This is a genomic window from Dysosmobacter sp. HCP28S3_G4 (assembly GCF_052065175.1).
Taxonomy (GTDB): Bacteria; Bacillota; Clostridia; order Oscillospirales; family Oscillospiraceae; genus Oscillibacter.
On record NZ_JBQHUP010000005.1, the window covers coordinates 52,033 to 70,364 of the forward strand.

Sequence of the window (18,332 nt, forward strand, 5' to 3'; positions counted from 1 at the left end):
GGGAACAGTCCCCCGTTTTCCCCGTGCCGCGGGGCGGGACGGCACCGCCGGAAAGCCGCTTGGCGCGGCCGGATCAGCAGACATTATTTTAAGGACCCGCAGGGTGGATGTCAAACAAAAAGGACGGGCAGCGCCCAAAAACACCGGATTTCGTCGAAAGCGCCAAGGACGGCCCGGGAATTTCCAGGCTTCTTGTCTCTTTCCCGCCCGACTCTGCCGGGGAGAGAAAACGGCGCGTCTCGGAAAATTTCATCCAAATTTCACGTTTTGCCGCTTGCGCTTTCTTCCAACACCGTGTTATACTGACCGCAGTTTTGAATTTGCATGCACAGTCCGGGCATACAGGTTCTGCAATTCTCCCCTGGAGGTGCGCCTTGCAAAAAAGAAGTCACAAGCTGCTGGCCCAGACGCTGCTGGACCGCCGGGACGGCTTCCGGAAGAAGCGGTATGAATTGGCCTTCCTGTTCGGCTCCTTTCAGCCGGACTGCAATCCCCTCTCCTATCTGAAGGGTTCCCTTCGGGCGCAGAAATTCATGGGCCACAATTTCTCCAACTCCCATTCGTATATCGAACGGCACATTGCCGGGCTCCAGCGCAGCACCCATTGGACCATGTGGCAGTACTATACGTTAGGGAAGCTGACCCACTATCTGGCGGACGCCTTCACCTTCCCCCATAATGAGACCTACACGGACTCCCTGCTGGAGCACCGCCGCTATGAGGACGATCTGCGCCTCCAGTTCGCCCGGTATCTGGCCGACTGTGCGCCTTTCCGCGCCCGCAGTGAAAAGGATGTGGCCGACGCCATCCACCAGCTCCACCAGCAGTATCTGGCCGTCCGGTCCGACCTGCGGCGGGACATCCGCTTCATCCTGGCAGCCAATGAGCTGCTGATGAGCTCTGTGCTACCCCAGGCCGCATAAGCGCCCCATTCTTTGTCAAAACGCCCAATATTTTTGCGTTGTTCCCCATATCATTTGTCCGTATTGACAATTTTCTTTTCCATTTGCGTGTGTTATGCTTTAAACATCTAAAGAATCAAGGAGACCCTGTACCATGATGACGCTGTCTCGCGCTGCCGAATACCGCTACTTTAGCTTTACCTACTTTACGGGTAAGGCTTATTTCGGTTTGGCTGAAAGCGCGAACGCTTGAATGCAGGAGTTGTCAGAGTTCCCCAGTGCGCATGACGACCCGCAGCCGAACCGGCTGCGGGTCTTTTCTGTTTCACCAACCAAAAACAAAACAAAAACCGTTAAAAAATTTTAGGAGGAAGCAATCATGATCGTCATTCTGAAGCAAAACCCCAACCGCGACCAACTGGACAGTCTCATCTCCTGGCTCCAGGACAAGGGCATCTCCATCCACACCAGCATCGGCGAGGCCCACACCATTCTGGGCCTGGTGGGCGACACCTCCAAGCTGGACATCGACCTGATCTCCGCGCTGGACATCGTGGAGGACGTGAAGCGGGTCCAGGAGCCCTATAAGAACGCCAACCGGAAGTTCCACCCCGAGGACACCATCATCCACGTGGGCAACACCCAGGTGGGCGGCGGCAATCTGACCCTCATGGCCGGTCCCTGCTCCGTGGAGAGCGAGGAGCAGGTGGTGGCCATCGCCAAGGCCGTGAAGGCCAGCGGCGCTACCATGCTCCGGGGCGGTGCCTTCAAGCCCCGCACCTCCCCCTACTCCTTCCAGGGCCTGGGCGAGACCGGTCTGAAGTACCTGGAGATCGCCAAGGAGGAGACCGGCCTGCCCATCGTCACCGAGCTGATGGATTTGAGCCAGTTGCCCCTGTTCAAGAACGTGGACGTCATCCAGATTGGCGCCCGGAACATGCAGAACTTCGATCTGCTGAAGGCCGTGGGCCGGCAGGAGAAGCCCGTCATGATCAAGCGGGGCATGTCCGCCACCTACGAGGAGTGGCTCATGAGCGCCGAGTACGTCATGGCCGGCGGCAATCAGAACGTCATCCTGTGTGAGCGGGGCATCCGCACCTTTGAGAGCTACACCCGGAACACCCTGGATCTGGCGGCCATCCCCGTGCTGCGGAAGCTGACCCATCTGCCCATTATCATCGATCCCAGCCACGCCACCGGCAAGAACTGGCTGGTGGAGCCCCTGGCCCTGGGCGCTGTGGCCACCGGCTGTGACGGCCTGCAGATCGAGGTTCACAACGACCCCGCCCACGCCCGCTGCGACGGCCCCCAGTCCCTGCGGCCGGAGACCTTCGACCAGGTGGCGAAGAAGCTGCTGAAGCTCCACGAGATGATGAAGACGCTGGAGGATTGATTGTATGAATGTTGGTATTGTGGGTCTGGGCCTCATCGGAGGCTCCATGGCCAAAAGCATCAAAGCCCGCACCGGCCACACGGTGTACGGCATCGCCCGCAGCGAGGAGACCCTGATGATGGCCCGGATGTGCGGCGCCATCGACGGAGCGCTGACAGACGAGACGCTGCCCCAGTGTGACCTGATCCTGGTGGCCATCCGGCCCCAGGCTGCCATCGACTGGGTGAGAGACCACGCGGACAGGATCGCCAAATCCGCCATTCTGGTGGATCTGTGCGGCGTGAAGCGCACCGTGGTGGCAGCCATCTCCCCCATCGCCGAGGCGCACGGCTTCGCCTATATCGGCGGCCATCCCATGGCCGGCAAGGAGCGGGGCGGCTTCACCTCCGCCACAGAGGATCTGTACGTAGGCGCTTCCATGATCCTGACCCCTGACAAGCGGACGGACATGCGGCAGCTGGATATCCTGAAGGCTTTCTTTTTGGATGTAGGCTTCGCGGGGCTGACCTTCTCCACCCCGGAGGAGCACGACCGCATCATCGCCTACACCTCCCAGCTGGCCCATATCGTCTCCAGCGCCTACATCAAGTCCCCCGAGGCCCAGCGCCGCCGGGGCTTCTCCGCCGGCAGCTTCCGGGATATGACCCGGGTAGCCCGTCTGGACGAGGACATGTGGACCGAGCTGTTCCTGGACGACGCGGACTATCTGACGGAGGAGCTGGATATCCTGATCCAGCACCTTCAGGAGTACGCCGCCGTGCTGAAGGACCGGGACGCCCAGAAGCTCCACGACCTGCTGAAGGACGGCCGGGAGAAGAAGGCGTCGGCAGGCGGTCACTGACGCAGGCTTCAAGGGGGAGCAGGCTCCCCCTTGAGGAACCCCCACCACCAGTGACGTCGGTCACTGGTGTGTGCGCCCAATGGCGCACGAGTCAAGGTATTTTTCCGACGTACACGCCGCCGGAAAAATGATTCCGGCAGATTGCTCCGCCCCTTGGGCGGAGCAACCGGGAACCTACGGTTCCCTGGCCCCTCCCTTTGTTCTTTCGCCGGAGGCGAAAGAATTGGGTGGGAACCGCTGGTTCCCACCCAACCCTTTTCCCGGGTCGGCGGCTGCGGGAAACGCCGCAATTCTCTGACCTATTCCCATCTATTCATTCATATATAAGGATGTACCGTTATGTCTGACTCCATCAAAACTGTTGATATCCGCGTGAATCCCCCCTATCAGGTCCACATCGGCGGCGGTCTGCTGGCCCGATGCGGCTCTTATCTGCTGGATGCCGTGGGCATGTGCCATCTGGCCGTGGTGGCGGATTCCACCGTGGCCCCTCTGTATCTGGACACCATGACGGACAGCCTGCGTCAGGCGGGCTATCCGGTGAGCACCTATATCTATCCGGCGGGAGAGGCCCATAAAAATCTGGACACCTTATCCGATATCCTGGAATTTCTGGCGGCGGAGCATCTGACCCGTTCCGACTGCGTCGTGGCCCTGGGCGGCGGCGTGTGCGGCGACATGGCAGGCTTTGCCGCCGGATGCTATCTCCGGGGCATCCGCTATGTCCAGTTGCCCACCACCCTGCTGTCCGCCGTGGACTCCTCCGTGGGCGGCAAGACCGCCATTGATCTCAAGGCGGGCAAGAATCTGGCGGGCGTGTTCCTCCAGCCCTCCGCCGTCCTCTGTGACACGGACACCCTCCGCACCCTGCCGCCCCACGTCTTCGCCGACGGCGCCGCCGAGGCCATCAAGACCGGCGTCCTCAGCGACGAGAGCCTGTTTGCCCTGTTCGATACCGACGATCTCCAGGCGGACATCGGTGAGGTGGCGGCCCGGTGCATCGCCTTCAAGGGCAGCGTGGTGGAGCAGGACGAGAAGGACAATGGCGTCCGCCGGACGCTGAATCTGGGCCACACCGCCGGACACGCCATTGAGAAGTGCGCGGGCTTCACCATCACCCACGGCCACGCCGTGGCCATCGGCATGGTGCTGATCGCCCGGGCGGTGGAGAAGCTGGGCTGGTGCGAGGAGCCCTGCGCGGAGCGCATCGCCGCCGTGCTGCGGCGGAACCATCTGCCCACCTCCACGGAGTACACCGCAAAGGAGCTGGCGGAGGCCGCCCTGTCCGACAAGAAGCGCCGGGGCGGCACCATCTCCCTGGTGATCCCCCGGCGGATCGGCGACTGCTATATGAAGACCATTCCGGTGACGGAGCTGGAGGCGGTATTCGCCGCCGGACTGGAGGGCTGACCATGGACGTGCGCATCGAACCCCGGCGTCTGGCCGGCGCCGTGACGCCGCCCCCCAGCAAGTCCATGGCCCACCGGCTGATCATCGCCGCCGCGTTGGGCAGCGGCGTCAGCACTGTCCGGAACGTGGCCATGTCCCAGGACATCCAGGCCACCCTGCGGTGCATCACCGCCCTGGGCGGACAGTGGGAGCAGCCGTCGGAGGGTGTCCTCACCATCCAAGGCTTCGGTGGGAAAAGTCCCGCGTCCGGGGAACTGCCCCTGCTGGACTGCGGGGAGTCCGGCTCCACTCTGCGGTTCTTCATCCCCATCGCCCTGGCGGCCGCCGGAGGCGGCGTATTCACCGGCCGGGGGCGGCTGATGGAGCGGCCCCAAAAGCCCTACTTTGATCTGTTCGACGAGCGGGGCATCTTCCATGAGCAGACGGACGGCGTCCTCACCGTCCGGGGACGGCTGGTGCCGGGGGAATACCGTCTGCCCGGCAACGTGTCCAGCCAGTTCTTCACCGGCCTGCTGTTCGCCCTGCCGCTGCTGGACGGGGACAGCTCCATCGTCTCCACCACGGCGCTGGAGTCCTCGGATTACATCAGCATGACCCTGGAGGCCATGGCCCAGGCGGGTGCCGCCCCGGAAATAGGCGCTGACCGGCAGAGCTATCGTGTGACGCCCGCCGATTACCGGCCCGTGGACGCCGCCGTGGAGGCGGACTGGTCCCAGGCGGGCTTCTGGTACGCCGCAAAGGCGCTGGGAAGCCCGGTGGAGCTTCAGGGACTGGACCCCGACTCCACCCAGGGCGACCGGATCGTTGCCGCCCACTATGAGCGGCTGACGCAGCCCGGAGACGCGGACATCGACGTGTCCGGCTGTCCGGATCTGCTGCCGCCCATGGCGGTAATGGCGTCCATCCGGCAGGGCACCACCCGCTTCGTCAATGCCGCCCGGCTCCGCATCAAGGAGAGCGACCGGCTGAAGACCACCGCCGCCCTGCTGAACGCCCTGGGCGGGCAGGCGGAAGAGGGCCCCGACAGCCTGACGGTCCGGGGCGTGTCCGCCTTCACCGGCGGCACGGTGGACGGGGCCAACGACCACCGCATCGTCATGGCGGCGGCCATCGCCGCCACCCGCTCCGCCGGTCCCGTGACCATTCTGGGGGCCGAGGCGGTGCGGAAATCCTATCCCGGCTTCTGGGATGATTACAAACGTCTGGGAGGTGACGTCCATGTCCTCTGAATTCGGCAAAACGCTGAAGATCTCCGTCTTCGGCCAGTCCCACGGCAAGGCCATCGGCGTGAACATCGACGGGCTCCCCGCCGGGGAATCCATCGACCCGGATGCCCTGAACGCCTTCATGGCCCGGCGGAAACCCGGCAAGAGTCCCCTGTCCACTTCCCGGAAGGAGGCGGACGCCCCGGTGTTCCTGTCCGGTCTGGAGAACGGCGTCACCTGCGGCTTTCCGCTGTGCGCCATCATTGAAAACGGAGACCAGCACTCCTCGGACTACGATGAGCTGCGGGAGAAGCCCCGGCCCGGTCACGCGGACTACACTGCCTGGGTCAAGTGGCACGGCGCGGCGGATATGCGGGGCGGCGGACACTTCTCCGGCCGCCTGACGGCGCCGCTGTGCATCGCCGGCGGCATCGCCAAGCAGATCCTGGCCCGGCGGAGCATCTTCGTGGGCGCCCATCTGCTGGAGGTGGCGGGCATCCCGGATCAGCCCTTCCCCCTGCGGCCTGACGCGGCGCTGTTTGACGCCGTGGCTGCCAAGGCCTTCCCGGTACTGGACGACGGCGCGGGCGAGCGGATGCAGGCGGCCATTCTGGCCGCCCGGAAGGACGGGGACTCCGTGGGCGGCGTCATCCAGTGCGCCGCCGTGGGTCTCCCCGCCGGACTGGGGGACCCCATGTTCGACGGGCTGGAGAACCGTCTGGCCGCGGCGCTGTTCGGCATCCCCGCCGTGAAGGGCCTGGAGTTTGGGGCGGGCTTCGCTGCGTCCCGGTGCCGGGGCTCCGAGAACAATGACCCCTTCACCGTGGAGGACGGGCGGGTCGTCACCACGTCCAACCATGCCGGCGGTATCCTGGGCGGCATCTCCACCGGAATGCCCCTGGTGTTCCAGCTGGCCATGAAGCCCACGCCGTCTATCTCCAAGCCCCAGCACACCGTCAGTCTCCCGAACATGGAGGACGCGGAGCTGGTGGTCCGGGGCCGTCACGACCCCTGCATCGCTCACCGGGCCGTGCCGGTGGCGGAGGCGGTGACGGCGGCGGTGCTGCTGGACGTTCTGCTGGAAAACGGCGGTCTCTGAGCCGCCGGTGCCGTGTGAGACCGAGATCTGATATTTTCTGATATTTTGATATATGGAGGGAACCCCTATGGAACTCAATGAAATCCGGACCCGGATCGACGCTGTGGACGATCAGCTCCTGCAGCTGTTCCTGGAGCGCATGGGGCTGGCGGAGGAGGTCGCCGCCTACAAAAACGAGCATCATCTGCCCATTATGAACAAGCAGCGGGAGCGGGACATCCTGGCGAAGGTCATGGAGAAGTCCGGCGACAAGGAGCGCTACGCCTATCACCTGTTCTCCACCCTGTTTGAGCTGGCCCGGTCCCGGCAGGCGGAACTGCTGACCGCCCCCACCAAGGTGGAGGCCCAGGTGAAGGCGTCCCTGGCCGCCGGCGGCGAGATCTTCCCCCAGACGGGCCTGGTGGCCTGCCAGGGCGTGGAGGGCGCCAACTCCCAGGTGGCCTGCGACAAGCTGCTGCCCCGGGGCAACATCGTCTATGTGAAGACCTTTGACGCCGTGGTCTCCGCCGTGGAGTCCGGCCTGTGCAAGTTCGGCGTGCTGCCCATTGAAAACAGCTCCAACGGCTCCGTCCGGAAGGTATATGAGCTGCTGCAGACCCACAACCTGTCCATCGTCCGCTCCACCCGGCTGTGTATCCGCCACGAGCTGCTGACCCTGCCCGGCGTGAAGATGGAGGACATCACGGAGATCTACTCTCATGAGCAGGCCATCGGCCAGTGCTCCAAGTTCCTGGGCGGTCTCAGCGGCATCCGGGTGGTCCCCTGCGCCAACACCGCCGTGGCCGCCAAGATGGTGGCCGAGAGCGGCAGCCGCCACGTCGCCGCCATCTCCTCCCATCCCTGTGCGGCGCTGTACGGTCTGGAGTGCCTCAACGACCGCATCCAGGACAGCGACAACAACTACACCCGGTTCATCTGCGTCACCAAGGACCCCGCCATCTACGCCGGCGCCAACCGTATCTCCCTGGTCATTGCCTTCGAGAACCGCCCCGGCGCCCTGTACGACATCCTGTCCAAGCTGGCGGCGCTGGACATCAACCTGACGAAGCTGGAGTCCTGCCCTGTGGCCGGCAGCGATTTCGAGTTCATCTTCTTCCTGGAGTTGGATGCCTCCGTCCGGGACGCCAGCGTGCTGGCCATGCTGGAGGAGATGGAGCGCAGCTGCGCCCAGTTCCAGTTCCTGGGCAACTACGCGGAAGTGTGAGCCATGGGAGAGAAGATCTACGGCCTGCTGGGCCGGAAGCTGGGCCACAGCTGGTCCCCTCCCATCCACCGCGCCCTCGGCTGTGAGAGCTACCGGCTCATTGAGCTGGAGCCGGAGGAGCTGGCGGACTTTCTCCGTCGGGAGGATATCGGCGGCCTGAACGTCACCATCCCCTACAAGCGGGACGTGATGCCCTGCTGCGACGTCATCGACGAGGCGGCGCTGGCCATCGGCAGCGTCAACACCATCGTCCGCCGGGCGGACGGCAAGCTGTACGCCTACAACACCGACGCTGCCGGCTTCTGCTGGATGGCCCGCCGGGCGGGCATCAGCTTCGCCGGGAAAAAGGCCGTCATCCTGGGCAGCGGCGGCGCGTCCCTCACCGCCCGGGCCATGGCGAAAAAGCTAGGCGCCCGGGAGATCGCGGTGATCTCCCGCAGCGGCGAGAACAACTACCAGAACCTCTCCCGCCACGCGGACGCGGATATCGTGGTGAACACCACGCCCGTAGGCACCTATCCGGACGTGGGAAAGGCGGCGGTGGACCTGCGGGACTTCCCCCACTGCACCGGCGTACTGGACGTGGTGTACAATCCCCGCCGGACGGCCCTGCTGCTCCAGGCGGAGGAGCTGGGCATCCCCCATTCCGACGGTCTGCCCATGCTGGTGGCCCAGGCTGTGGCGGCGGAGGAGCACTTCTTTGACAAGACCATCCCGGACAGCGAGAACGAGCGCATTCTGGCCCAGCTCCGGCGGGACACCCAGAATATCGTCCTCATTGGCATGCCCGGCAGCGGCAAGACCACCATCGGCCACGCCCTGGCGGAGCTGACGGGCCGGGAGGCCCTGGACGTGGACGAGGCCATCGTGGCCCGGGCGGGCAAGAGCATCCCGGACATTTTCGCCCAGGACGGCGAGCCGGTCTTCCGGGACCTGGAGTGGCAGGAGACCGCCAACGCCGGCAAGCTGTCCGGAAAGATCATCCTCACCGGCGGCGGCGTGGTGAAGGACGGCCGGAACTATCCGTCCCTCCACCAGAACGGCCGCATCTACGAGCTGAGCCGCTCCCTGGACGTGCTGCCCACCGACGGCCGGCCCCTGTCTCAGACCACGGATCTGCACGCCATGTACGCGGAGCGGGCGCCCATGTACGCCCGGTTCCGGGACGCGCAGATCGACAACAACGGCGCCGCCGCGGACACCGCGGCGGCCATCTGGAGGGATTTCTGTGAACATTCTGGTGATTAACGGCCCCAACCTCAACATGCTGGGCATCCGGGAGCCGGATATCTACGGCAGGGCCACCTACGCGGACCTGTGTGAGCTGATCCGCCAGGAGGCGGAGGCGCTGGGGGTGCAGGTGGAGTTCTTCCAGTCCAACCACGAGGGGGCCATCGTGGACGCCATCCAGGCCGCCTACGGGAAGATGGACGGCATCATCATCAATCCCGCCGCCTACACCCACACCAGCGTGGCTCTGCTGGACGCGGTGAAGGCCGTTGGCATCCCCACGGTGGAGGTCCACATCTCCGATCCGGACACCCGGGACGAGTTTCGGAAGATCTCCTACATCCGGGCGGCCTGCGCCGCCACCATCAAGGGCCACGGCTTCCAGGGCTATGTGGAAGCTCTTCGGTTCCTCTGCGGGAAGTGATCCCGCTTCGACAGAAAACCGCCGCCGGACTGGTGTTCCAGTCCGGCGGCGGTTTTTCAGTTCCTGTCCAATATCAGATGCCCAGGATGAGCGTGGCGAAGCGGAAGTAGATCAGCAGGGACAGGGAGTCCACGATGGTGGAGATGAAGGGGGAAGCCATGACAGCCGGGTCGAAGCCGATCTTCTCCGCCAGGATGGGCAGGGAGCAGCCCACCAGCTTGGCACACAGCACGGTGCCCACCAGCGTGCAGCACACTACCAGCGCCACCATGGGCGTCACGGTGGGATTGTGCAGCAGCCAGCGGTCAATGAGCATCATCTTCACAAAGTTGGCCGCTGCCAGACAGATGCCGCAGATGATGGATACCCGGAATTCCTTCCAGATGACCTGCAGCAGATCGGAAAAGCGGACTTCGTTCAGGGACAGGGCGCGGATGATGGCGGTGGAGGCCTGGGTGCCGCTGTTGCCGCCGGTGCCGGAGAGCATGGGGATAAACGAGGTCAGGATGGCGCAGGACGCCAGGGCGTCCTCAAAGTGGGTGAGGATGATGCCGGTGAAGGTGGCGGAGAGCATCAGGATCATCAGCCAGGGGGTGCGGGCCTTCCAGGTCTCGAACACACCGGTCTTGAGGTAGGGCTTGTCGGAGGGCAGGATGGCGGCCATCTTCTCGATATCCTCGGTGGTCTCCTCCTGCAGAACGTCGATGGCGTCGTCGACGGTGACGATGCCCACCAGGCGGTTCTCCCGGTCCACTACCGGCAGAGCCAGGAAGTCGTACTTGCTCAGGGCCTGGGCCACCGTCTCCTGGTCGTCCATCGTCTGGACAGAAACGATGTTGGTCTCCATGATGTCGCCGATCCTGGCATCGTCCTCCGCCAGCAGCAGCGTCCGGATGGTCACCAGGCCGATGAGGTGGCGGTTGCTGTCGATGACGTAGCTGACGTTGATGGTCTCCTTGTCCGGCCCGGTGCGGCGGATGTGCTTCAGAGCGTCCTCCACCGTCAGGTGCTCCTTCAGATCCACGAACTCCGTGGTCATGATGCTGCCGGCGGAGTCCTCCGGATACTTCAGGATCTCGTTGATGCTCTTCCGGGTCTCCGGATCGGAGTGGCGGAGGATGCGCTTGACCACGTTGGCCGGCATCTCCTCCACGATGTCCACGGTATCGTCCAGATACAGCTCGTCCAGCACTTCCTTCAGCTCCGTGTTGGAGAAGCCCTGGATCAGCAGCTCCTGTTCGTCGGAGTCCAGTTCCACGAACACCTCCGCCGCCAGTTCCTTGGGCAGCAGGCGGAACACCAGCGGCATCCGCTCCGGGCCCAGATCCTCCATGATCAGGGCGATGTCCGCCGCCTCCATGGGAAGCAGGAGGTCACGCAGCTCGGCGTAACGCTTTCGGACGATCAGATCCTCAATTTTTTCTACCAGCTCCGCCCGTTCGTTTTCATTCTCATAGTCAAACACGCGCGTGTCCTCCTTTCCCGAAATAGTGCGGCCCGATGATACAAAAGCCCCGGCCGCTCCGTCCGGAAACAGCCGGGGATATCAAAATCCGCCGCCGGAAGCCCACAGGCTCCGCACCGTTCAAGCTTTAGCCTCACAAGGCGGTGCAGTTGCGTTAGATGATACCTTGACATTCGATATCGCCTGTTCAAACCCTCTCATGATGTCTCCATCACTCTGCGGCAGCAACCCATATCCCTGTGGTAGCCTTACCTACCGGACGTTATATAATTAATATTATAATGGTATGCCCAATTTCCCCTGTTGTCAACCCGAATGTCAGGGATTTTCCAAAAAAGGATGTTTCCTTTTACATGGTCTTTTCACTTTTTCCTGCTTTGAAAATTTTTGGGGAAAAGGCTGTAATATCCGTCTCCGGACCGGTCGTATACGCATGAGATGCAGCGGGGCACGGGAGGTGACGGAACATGGACAACAACGAGATCATCCGGCTGTTTGAAGCCCGGTCAGAGCAGGTCATTGAAAACTACTACGCCGGTATGGTGTTCGAGGTGGTCCATGGAGCCGGAGCGTGCAGATGGGGAGACGGTCACCTTCTCCGTCCGCGTCCGGAGGCGGCGTTCTTCAGGAGCCGGATCGGTCCAGCACGCTGCGGTGCTCTGTCGGAACGTGGAAAGCGGTCAGCGAGGGATATTGAGATTTTGCGCAGCAGGAGGCTCCGCCCGGAAGGGGCGTGGCCTCCTGTTTGTCCGGTTCCGATTTCTTTTCGCCGCAACATCTTCCAGCAGATTGGTCTTGTGGTTTTTTGCCTTTTATGCTATGATAGATTAGTTAAAGTATCTGCATTTGGAGGAACACCTTTGGAACGGAAAGATGTACTGGTCTCTCCCGCGGACCTGGAACGCCAGCGGGATTTTCAACAGAAGATCAAGGCCATGTTCGACGCCCGGGAGGCCCATCCCCTGGCCTGCGTGGACACCTTCGGCTGCCAGCAGAACGTGGCCGACGGCCAGATGTTACAGGGTATGCTGGCCGGCATGGGCTTCTCCTTTACGGACCGGCCGGAGGACGCCGATCTGGTGATCCTGAACACCTGCGCCGTCCGGGAGCACGCCGAGGACCGGGTCTTCGGCAATCTGGGCGCCCTGACCCACACGAAAAAGGCCCACCCGGAGCAGGTCATCTGCCTGTGCGGCTGCATGGCCCAGGAGCCCCGGGTATCGGAGCGGGTGAAGCGGTCCTATCCCCATGTGAATCTGGTCTTCGGCCCTCATGCCCTGTGGAAGTTCCCGGAGCTGCTGTGGCAGGTGTATCAGACCCATAAGCGGGTCTTCTCCGTGGCCGACCAGCATGGCTCCATTGCCGAGGGCCTGCCCATCCGCCGGGAGGGGGACATCAAGGCCTGGGTCTCTATCATGTACGGCTGCAACAATTTCTGCTCCTACTGCATCGTCCCCTACGTCCGGGGCCGGGAGCGGAGCCGGGACCCCCAGTGCGTGCTGGACGAGGTCCGGGGGCTGGTGGAAGCCGGGTACAAGGACATTACCCTGCTGGGTCAGAACGTCAATTCCTACGGCAACGACCTGCGCACCGGCTACGACTTCGCGGACCTGCTGGCGGAGATTGACCGGATCCCCGGCGACTATCTCATTCGCTTCATGTCCAGCCACCCCAAGGACGCCACGAAAAAATTATTCGACACCATGGCCCGGTGCAGGCACGTGGCCAAACAGCTCCATCTCCCCTTCCAGTCCGGCAACGACCGGGTGCTGAAGGAGATGAACCGCCGCTACACCCGGGCGCAGTATCTGGAGCTGGTGAACTACGCCAAGAGCGTCATGCCCGGGCTGGTGCTGACCAGCGACGTCATCATCGGCTTCCCCGGCGAGACGGAGGCCGAGGCCATGGACACCGTCTCCCTGGTGCAGGAGGTGGGCTTCGACGCCCTGTTCACCTTCATCTTCTCCCCCCGTCCCGGCACGAAGGCGGCGGAGATGCCGGATCCCGTGCCCCGGGAGGAGAAGCAGAAGTGGTTCGACCGCCTGCTGGAGGTCCAGAACGCCCAGTCCGCCGCCCTCCACGCCGCCTACATCGGCAAGACGGAGCGGGTGCTGGTGGACGGTGAGAGCGACGCCCCGGACTTCCCCCTGTCCTCCCGGACGGAGGGCAACCGTCTGGTGCGGCTGAAGGGGGACAAGTCCCTTATCGGCCGGTTCGCGGATGTGAAGATCACCGGCAGCAACACCTGGGCCCTCTACGGCGAGGCGCTGTAAGGCCGGAAATACGACGCGGCCCCCCCAGGGGCCGGTACAAGGAGGTTCCCATGAAACTCGTCACCCTGCTGGAAAATACCGCCTGTTCCCAGGCGTTCCGGGCCAACTTCGGCCTGAGCCTGTATTTTGAGACGCCGAAGCACCGCATCCTGTTCGACGCCGGTCCCAACGGCGACTTCGCCGCCAACGCGGAGGCGCTGGGGGTGGACCTGTCCGCCGTGGACATCGCCGTTCTCTCCCACGGCCACAGCGACCACAGCGATGGCCTGCTGACCTTCTTTGAGAAGAACGTTCACGCCGCGGTTTACGTCCACGCCGGCGCGGACCAGGGCTACTACGCCCAGACGCCGGAGGGCGTCAACTACATCGGCCTGGACCCCCGTCTGGAATCGTACCGGCACCGCTTCACCGTGGTGGAGGGCGTCTGCCGCATCGACGACGAGCTGACGTTGTTCGACGCCGTGCCGGGGGACTTCCCCACCATGGACACCAGCCATCGCCTGAAGCGGAAGAACGACGCCGGGGATCTGATCCCCGACACCTTCGCCCATGAGCAGGACCTGCTCATCACCGCGGAGGGGAAGTCCGTGCTGGTGGCGGGCTGCTCTCACCGGGGCATCGTCAACATCCAGCGCCGGGGCGCGGAGATCCTGGGCCGTCAGCCCGACGCTGTGGTGGGCGGCTTCCATCTGTTCCAGCTGGACCCGGCGGCCCCCGCCTCGGAGAAGCTGCTGAACCAGATCGGCCACGCCCTGCTTCCGGGAGACACCGTCTACTACACCGGCCACTGCACCGGCGAGTACCCCTTCCGGGTCCTCCACGGCATTCTGGGGGACCGCCTGCGGTCCATCTCCGCCGGTTTCGCGGCGGAGCTTTGAGCCGCCACACAAGCGTTTTTAGACAGAAAGAGAAGGTGACTTCATGGCGGAGCTGACCCCCATGATGAAGCAATACCTGGAGATCAAGAAGGACAATCCGGACTCCATCCTGTTTTTCCGGCTGGGGGACTTCTACGAGATGTTCGCCGACGACGCCAGGCTGGCGTCCCGTGAGCTGGACCTGACCCTCACCAGCCGGGACCACGGCAAGCACGCCAAGCCGGAGGAGGAGCGGGTGCCCATGTGCGGCATCCCCTACCACGCCAGCGACTCCTACATCGCCCGGCTCATCGCCAAGGGCTACAAGGTGGCCATCTGCGAGCAGATGGAGGATCCCGCCACCGCCAAGGGGCTGGTGAAGCGGGACATCATCCGGGTGGTGACGCCCGGCACGGTCATCGACGCCGCCTGTCTGGACGACAAGAGCAGCAAATTCCTCTGCGGCATCTATCTGGATTCCCAGCGGGCGGGCGTCAGCTTCTGCGATATCTCCACCGGCAAGACCCACGCCACCGCCTTCACCGGCAAGGAGCGGCTGGACCACGTCATCAACGAACTGGGCCGGTTCTCCCCCGCCGAGGCCGTGCTGAACGACGGCGCCTTTCAGGAGCGGGTCCTGACGGACCTGCTGCGGGACCGGCTGCACTGCCGGGTGGAAAACGGCGGCGAGCGCCGCTTCCTGCTGCCTGCGGCGGAGAAGAACATCCGGAAGCAGTTCGGCGAGGAGGCCTTCAGCCGCCTGCCGGGGGGGAACCCCGCCGCAGCCATGGCCATCGGCGGCCTGCTGGATTATCTCTACGAGACCCAGAAGACGGACCTCAGCTATATCAACGACCTGGACTACTACGAGCAGGGCCGGTTCATGGAGCTGGACCTGTCCGCCCGCCGGAATCTGGAGCTGACGGAGACCCTCCAGCGCCGGGAGAAGAGGGGCAGCCTGCTGTGGGTGCTGGACAAGACCCGGACCCCCATGGGCGGACGGATGCTCCGCTCCTGGCTGGAGCGGCCCCTGCTCAGCGTTACCGCTATCACCAAGCGGAACACCGCCGTGGCGGCGCTGGTGGACGCCACCATCCAGCGGGAGGAGCTCATCGCCGCCATGACGGGCCTGGGCGACATGGAGCGGCTCATCGGCCGCATCGTCTACGGCACCGCCGGAGGCAGGGACATGGCCTCCCTCCGCGCCGCCATGGAGAAGCTGCCCGCCATCCGGGATCAGCTGCTGGCCTTTTCCGGCGGCCGCCTCGGCGAGTTGGCAGCGGAGCTGGACACCCTGGACGACCTCCGGGACGCCATCGCCGAAGCCATCGCCGACGATCCCCCCTTCTCCGTCCGGGAGGGCGGCTTCATCCGGGACGGCTTCAACGAGGAGGTGGACCGTCTGCGGAAGATCCTCACCGGCGGCAAGGACGTCATCATCGACATGGAGGCCCGGGAGAAGGAGCGCACCGGCATCCGCACCCTAAAGATCGGTTATAATAAAGTTTTTGGCTATTATATTGAGGTTTCCAACGCCTTCAAGGACCAGGTGCCGGATACCTACATCCGCAAGCAGACCCTGGTGAACGGCGAGCGGTACATCACCCAGGAGCTGAAGGACCTGGAGCATGAGATCCTCACCGCCTCTGACCGGGTGGTGGCGCTGGAATACGAGCTGTTCACCCAGCTACGGCAGGATATCTCCGCCCAGGCCACCCGCATCCAGGCTGCGGCAGCCGCTGTGGCGGAGACCGACGCCCTGTGCTCCTTCGCCGCCGTGGCGGTCCACAACCACTACTGCCGTCCGGACATGGACGAGTCCGGCTCCATCGAGATCCACGGCGGACGCCACCCGGTGGTGGAGCAGGTGCTGAAGGACAGTCTGTTCGTCCCCAACGACACCTTCATGGGCGAGAAGGAGAACCGGGTGGCCATCATCACCGGCCCCAACATGGCGGGCAAATCCACCTACATGCGCCAGGTGGCCCTCATCGTCCTCATGGCCCAGATGGGCAGCTTCGTCCCGGCGGACTCCGCCCGCATCGGCGTGGTGGACCGCATCTTCACCCGCATCGGCGCCAGCGACGACCTCACCGGCGGCCAGTCCACCTTCATGGTGGAAATGAGCGAGGTGTCGGAGATCCTGCACCACGCCACGAAGAACTCCCTTCTGATCCTGGACGAGATCGGCCGGGGCACCTCCACCTTCGACGGCATGGCCATCGCCCGGGCGGTGGTGGAGTACTGCGCCGACAAAAAGCTGCTGGGGGCAAAGACCCTGTTCGCCACCCACTACCACGAACTGACGGAGCTGGAGAACACCCTCCCCGGCGCTGTGAACTACAGCATCGCCGTCAAGACCCGGGGGGAGGACATCATCTTCCTGCGGAAGATCGTCCCCGGCGGCGCGGACCGCAGCTACGGTATTGAAGTGGCCAAGCTGGCGGGCCTCCCCGCCAAAGTGCTGAACCGGGCACGGGCCATTCTGGAGGAGTTGGAGCGGGAGCACAACGTCCAGTACGTCCAGCCCCGGCAGGAGACGGAACAGGTCTCTCTCACCGCCATCGGTGAGGGAGAGGTGCTGGACGCTCTGCGCCGCTGCCAGCCGGACACCATGACCCCCATGGAGGCCATGCAGCTGCTGTACCAGTTAAAGCAGAAGCTCTCGTAGGGGCCGGTGTCCTCACCGGCCCGCACGCCCCCTGTTCCACGGCAGTTCAACATTTCTTTCCGCCCCTCAGGAGGTATCTATGGCAAAACGAAAATCCGCCGCCGGCTATATGACCCCCGGCGAACAGATCGCCGGAACGGTGTTCTTCGTCATCTATCTGCTGGTGCTGCCCTTCGCCGCCGGTCCCATCTTCGACCTGGCGGCCCGGGTCCTGGGCACGTCCCTCTCCCAGAGTCTCCGGAGCGCCGTCTACTACGGGCTGCTGGCTGTGACGGCCCTCGTCATCTTCCACGGCTTTCTGGGGCGGACCACCCGGAATCTCATGGATAATCTGGGCAGCGCCTGCAAGGGCGCGCTGGGCGGCATCGTGGCGCTGTACGGCCTCAACGAGCTGGTTTACCGCCTCTCCCATCTGCTGACCGGGAACCAGCTGGATCTCAATGACTCCGTCATCTCCGCCCAGATCCAGGCCGTCCCCCAGACGGCGCTGGTCATCGTGGTCCTGGCGGCCCCCTTCGTGGAGGAGGTGCTGTTCCGGGGACTGGTGTTCGGCAATCTGCGGAACAAGGGCCGCATCCCGGCCTATCTGATCAGCGGCCTGCTGTTCGCCTTCCTCCATCTGTGGCAGTTCGTCCTGGTCCATCAGGATACTGCTTACTTCCTGGTGCTGCTGCAATATCTGGTGCCGGGACTGGTGCTGGCCGGTGTGTATGAATACTCCGGCACCCTCTGGTCCTCCGTCGCCGTCCACGCGGCGGTGAATGCCCTGGCCTGGCTGCTGTGACCCATCTTTCAACCTGAACACACAAAGGAGCTGACCATATGTCCGGTAAACTGACTCTGGAATCCGGCGGCGGCTGGAAGCACACCGTCCCGGTGACGGCGCTGTCCATCCTGGCCGCGCTGGCGGCCGCGTGGTTCGTGGCCACGCAGCTGCGTCTCACCGGCTGGACGCTGACCATCGCCGCCGCGCTGACGGCCTACGTGGTGTTCCGGATGCTGTACGGCCTGCTGGACCGGGCGCTCCCCAGCACCATCCCTATCCGCACCGTGGACTGGTCCCTGACGGAGGACGCCCTGACGCTGGGCGGCCAGGCCATCCCGCGGGACACCATCCGTCAGGTCCACTGCTGGCCCAACCGGGACGCCCTGGGCCACAGCCTGCCGGGTTGGACCGTCAACATCGAGACCACCGGCAGAAACCAACTCCTCCGTTCCGTGGCGGAGGGCCCGCTGGCGGACCGCTCCGTGCAGCAGCTCCACGATCTGGTGGACGCGCTGGACTACGGCGTCCGCTGGCCGGAATAAGCGTCCCCGGCTATCGGGGGCAGGATCATAAAGGAATTAACTCTGACAAA

15 protein-coding genes and 1 riboswitch are annotated in these 18,332 nt (G+C 64.0%); of the genes, 14 read left to right on the forward strand and 1 reads right to left on the reverse strand.

The window, feature by feature from the left end; translation table 11 throughout:
* The first annotated feature begins 374 nt into the window (after window positions 1-374).
* The 9 genes from ACTNBU_RS02500 (at window position 375) to aroQ (ending at window position 9,708) form a co-directional block, all read left to right on the forward strand.
* The gene (locus tag ACTNBU_RS02500; RefSeq protein WP_441030383.1) at window positions 375-923 is read left to right on the forward strand and encodes a zinc dependent phospholipase C family protein; all 549 of its coding nucleotides are present in this window, start codon (window positions 375-377) and stop codon (window positions 921-923) included.
* A 358-nt stretch (window positions 924-1,281) separates the two neighbouring features.
* Window positions 1,282-2,295, forward strand: a complete 1,014-nt coding sequence (aroF, locus tag ACTNBU_RS02505; RefSeq protein WP_441030384.1) for a 3-deoxy-7-phosphoheptulonate synthase — start codon at window positions 1,282-1,284, stop codon at window positions 2,293-2,295.
* 4 nt (window positions 2,296-2,299) lie between these two features.
* Window positions 2,300-3,136, forward strand: a complete 837-nt coding sequence (locus ACTNBU_RS02510) for a prephenate dehydrogenase (RefSeq protein WP_441030386.1) — start codon at window positions 2,300-2,302, stop codon at window positions 3,134-3,136.
* Between the two features lie 339 nt (window positions 3,137-3,475).
* Window positions 3,476-4,546, forward strand: a complete 1,071-nt coding sequence (gene aroB, locus ACTNBU_RS02515; protein ID WP_441030388.1) for a 3-dehydroquinate synthase — start codon at window positions 3,476-3,478, stop codon at window positions 4,544-4,546.
* 2 nt (window positions 4,547-4,548) lie between these two features.
* The gene (locus tag ACTNBU_RS02520) at window positions 4,549-5,775 is read left to right on the forward strand and encodes a 3-phosphoshikimate 1-carboxyvinyltransferase (RefSeq protein WP_441030389.1); all 1,227 of its coding nucleotides are present in this window, start codon (window positions 4,549-4,551) and stop codon (window positions 5,773-5,775) included.
* Window positions 5,765-6,850 (forward strand): chorismate synthase, encoded by a 1,086-nt coding sequence (aroC, locus tag ACTNBU_RS02525; protein ID WP_441030391.1) that lies wholly within the window; start codon window positions 5,765-5,767, stop codon window positions 6,848-6,850. The genes ACTNBU_RS02520 and aroC overlap by 11 nt, the downstream gene beginning before the upstream one ends.
* A 67-nt stretch (window positions 6,851-6,917) precedes the next feature.
* Window positions 6,918-8,054, forward strand: a complete 1,137-nt coding sequence (locus ACTNBU_RS02530; protein ID WP_441030393.1) for a bifunctional chorismate mutase/prephenate dehydratase — start codon at window positions 6,918-6,920, stop codon at window positions 8,052-8,054.
* A gap of 3 nt (window positions 8,055-8,057) precedes the next feature.
* Window positions 8,058-9,302 (forward strand): shikimate kinase, encoded by a 1,245-nt coding sequence (locus ACTNBU_RS02535; RefSeq protein WP_441030395.1) that lies wholly within the window; start codon window positions 8,058-8,060, stop codon window positions 9,300-9,302.
* Window positions 9,283-9,708, forward strand: coding sequence for a type II 3-dehydroquinate dehydratase (aroQ, locus tag ACTNBU_RS02540; RefSeq protein WP_441030397.1), 426 nt, complete (start codon window positions 9,283-9,285; stop codon window positions 9,706-9,708). The genes ACTNBU_RS02535 and aroQ overlap by 20 nt, the downstream gene beginning before the upstream one ends.
* Before the next feature lie 73 nt (window positions 9,709-9,781).
* Here aroQ and mgtE read toward each other — a convergent pair whose 3' ends face one another.
* Entirely contained in the window at window positions 9,782-11,173 is a 1,392-nt protein-coding gene (gene mgtE, locus ACTNBU_RS02545) for a magnesium transporter (protein WP_441030399.1), read from the reverse strand.
* 104 nt (window positions 11,174-11,277) lie between these two features.
* Window positions 11,278-11,440, reverse strand: a riboswitch (M-box (ykoK) riboswitch).
* A gap of 593 nt (window positions 11,441-12,033) precedes the next feature.
* On the opposite strand from mgtE, the gene miaB reads away from it, so the two are divergent.
* The 5 genes from miaB (at window position 12,034) to ACTNBU_RS02570 (ending at window position 18,282) form a co-directional block, all read left to right on the forward strand.
* Window positions 12,034-13,446 carry a tRNA (N6-isopentenyl adenosine(37)-C2)-methylthiotransferase MiaB gene (miaB, locus tag ACTNBU_RS02550; protein ID WP_441030401.1) on the forward strand — a complete coding sequence of 471 codons (1,413 nt, stop codon included), beginning with the start codon at window positions 12,034-12,036 and terminating at the stop codon, window positions 13,444-13,446.
* A gap of 50 nt (window positions 13,447-13,496) precedes the next feature.
* A complete protein-coding gene (locus ACTNBU_RS02555) occupies window positions 13,497-14,324 on the forward strand; it encodes an MBL fold metallo-hydrolase (protein WP_441030403.1) in 828 nt (275 codons plus the stop codon).
* 43 nt (window positions 14,325-14,367) lie between these two features.
* Window positions 14,368-16,974 (forward strand): DNA mismatch repair protein MutS, encoded by a 2,607-nt coding sequence (gene mutS, locus ACTNBU_RS02560; protein WP_441030405.1) that lies wholly within the window; start codon window positions 14,368-14,370, stop codon window positions 16,972-16,974.
* Between the two features lie 79 nt (window positions 16,975-17,053).
* Complete coding sequence (locus ACTNBU_RS02565; RefSeq protein WP_441030407.1) at window positions 17,054-17,758, forward strand: lysostaphin resistance A-like protein; 705 nt, start codon at window positions 17,054-17,056, stop codon at window positions 17,756-17,758.
* A gap of 38 nt (window positions 17,759-17,796) precedes the next feature.
* A complete protein-coding gene (locus ACTNBU_RS02570; RefSeq protein ID WP_441030409.1) occupies window positions 17,797-18,282 on the forward strand; it encodes a hypothetical protein in 486 nt (161 codons plus the stop codon).
* Window positions 18,283-18,332: the final 50 nt, after the last annotated feature.

Excerpts from the sequence above, each read along its gene's own strand:
- aroF (WP_441030384.1), top strand. The coding sequence starts at position 1,282 with ATGATCGTCATTCTGAAGCAAAACCCCAACCGCGACCAACTGGACAGT.
- ACTNBU_RS02510 (WP_441030386.1), top strand. The coding sequence starts at position 2,300 with ATGAATGTTGGTATTGTGGGTCTGGGCCTCATCGGAGGCTCCATGGCC.
- aroB (WP_441030388.1), top strand. The coding sequence starts at position 3,476 with ATGTCTGACTCCATCAAAACTGTTGATATCCGCGTGAATCCCCCCTAT.
- ACTNBU_RS02520 (WP_441030389.1), top strand. The coding sequence starts at position 4,549 with ATGGACGTGCGCATCGAACCCCGGCGTCTGGCCGGCGCCGTGACGCCG.
- aroC (WP_441030391.1), top strand. The coding sequence starts at position 5,765 with ATGTCCTCTGAATTCGGCAAAACGCTGAAGATCTCCGTCTTCGGCCAG.
- ACTNBU_RS02530 (WP_441030393.1), top strand. The coding sequence starts at position 6,918 with ATGGAACTCAATGAAATCCGGACCCGGATCGACGCTGTGGACGATCAG.
- ACTNBU_RS02535 (WP_441030395.1), top strand. The coding sequence starts at position 8,058 with ATGGGAGAGAAGATCTACGGCCTGCTGGGCCGGAAGCTGGGCCACAGC.
- ACTNBU_RS02555 (WP_441030403.1), top strand. The coding sequence starts at position 13,497 with ATGAAACTCGTCACCCTGCTGGAAAATACCGCCTGTTCCCAGGCGTTC.
- mutS (WP_441030405.1), top strand. The coding sequence starts at position 14,368 with ATGGCGGAGCTGACCCCCATGATGAAGCAATACCTGGAGATCAAGAAG.
- ACTNBU_RS02565 (WP_441030407.1), top strand. The coding sequence starts at position 17,054 with ATGGCAAAACGAAAATCCGCCGCCGGCTATATGACCCCCGGCGAACAG.
- ACTNBU_RS02570 (WP_441030409.1), top strand. The coding sequence starts at position 17,797 with ATGTCCGGTAAACTGACTCTGGAATCCGGCGGCGGCTGGAAGCACACC.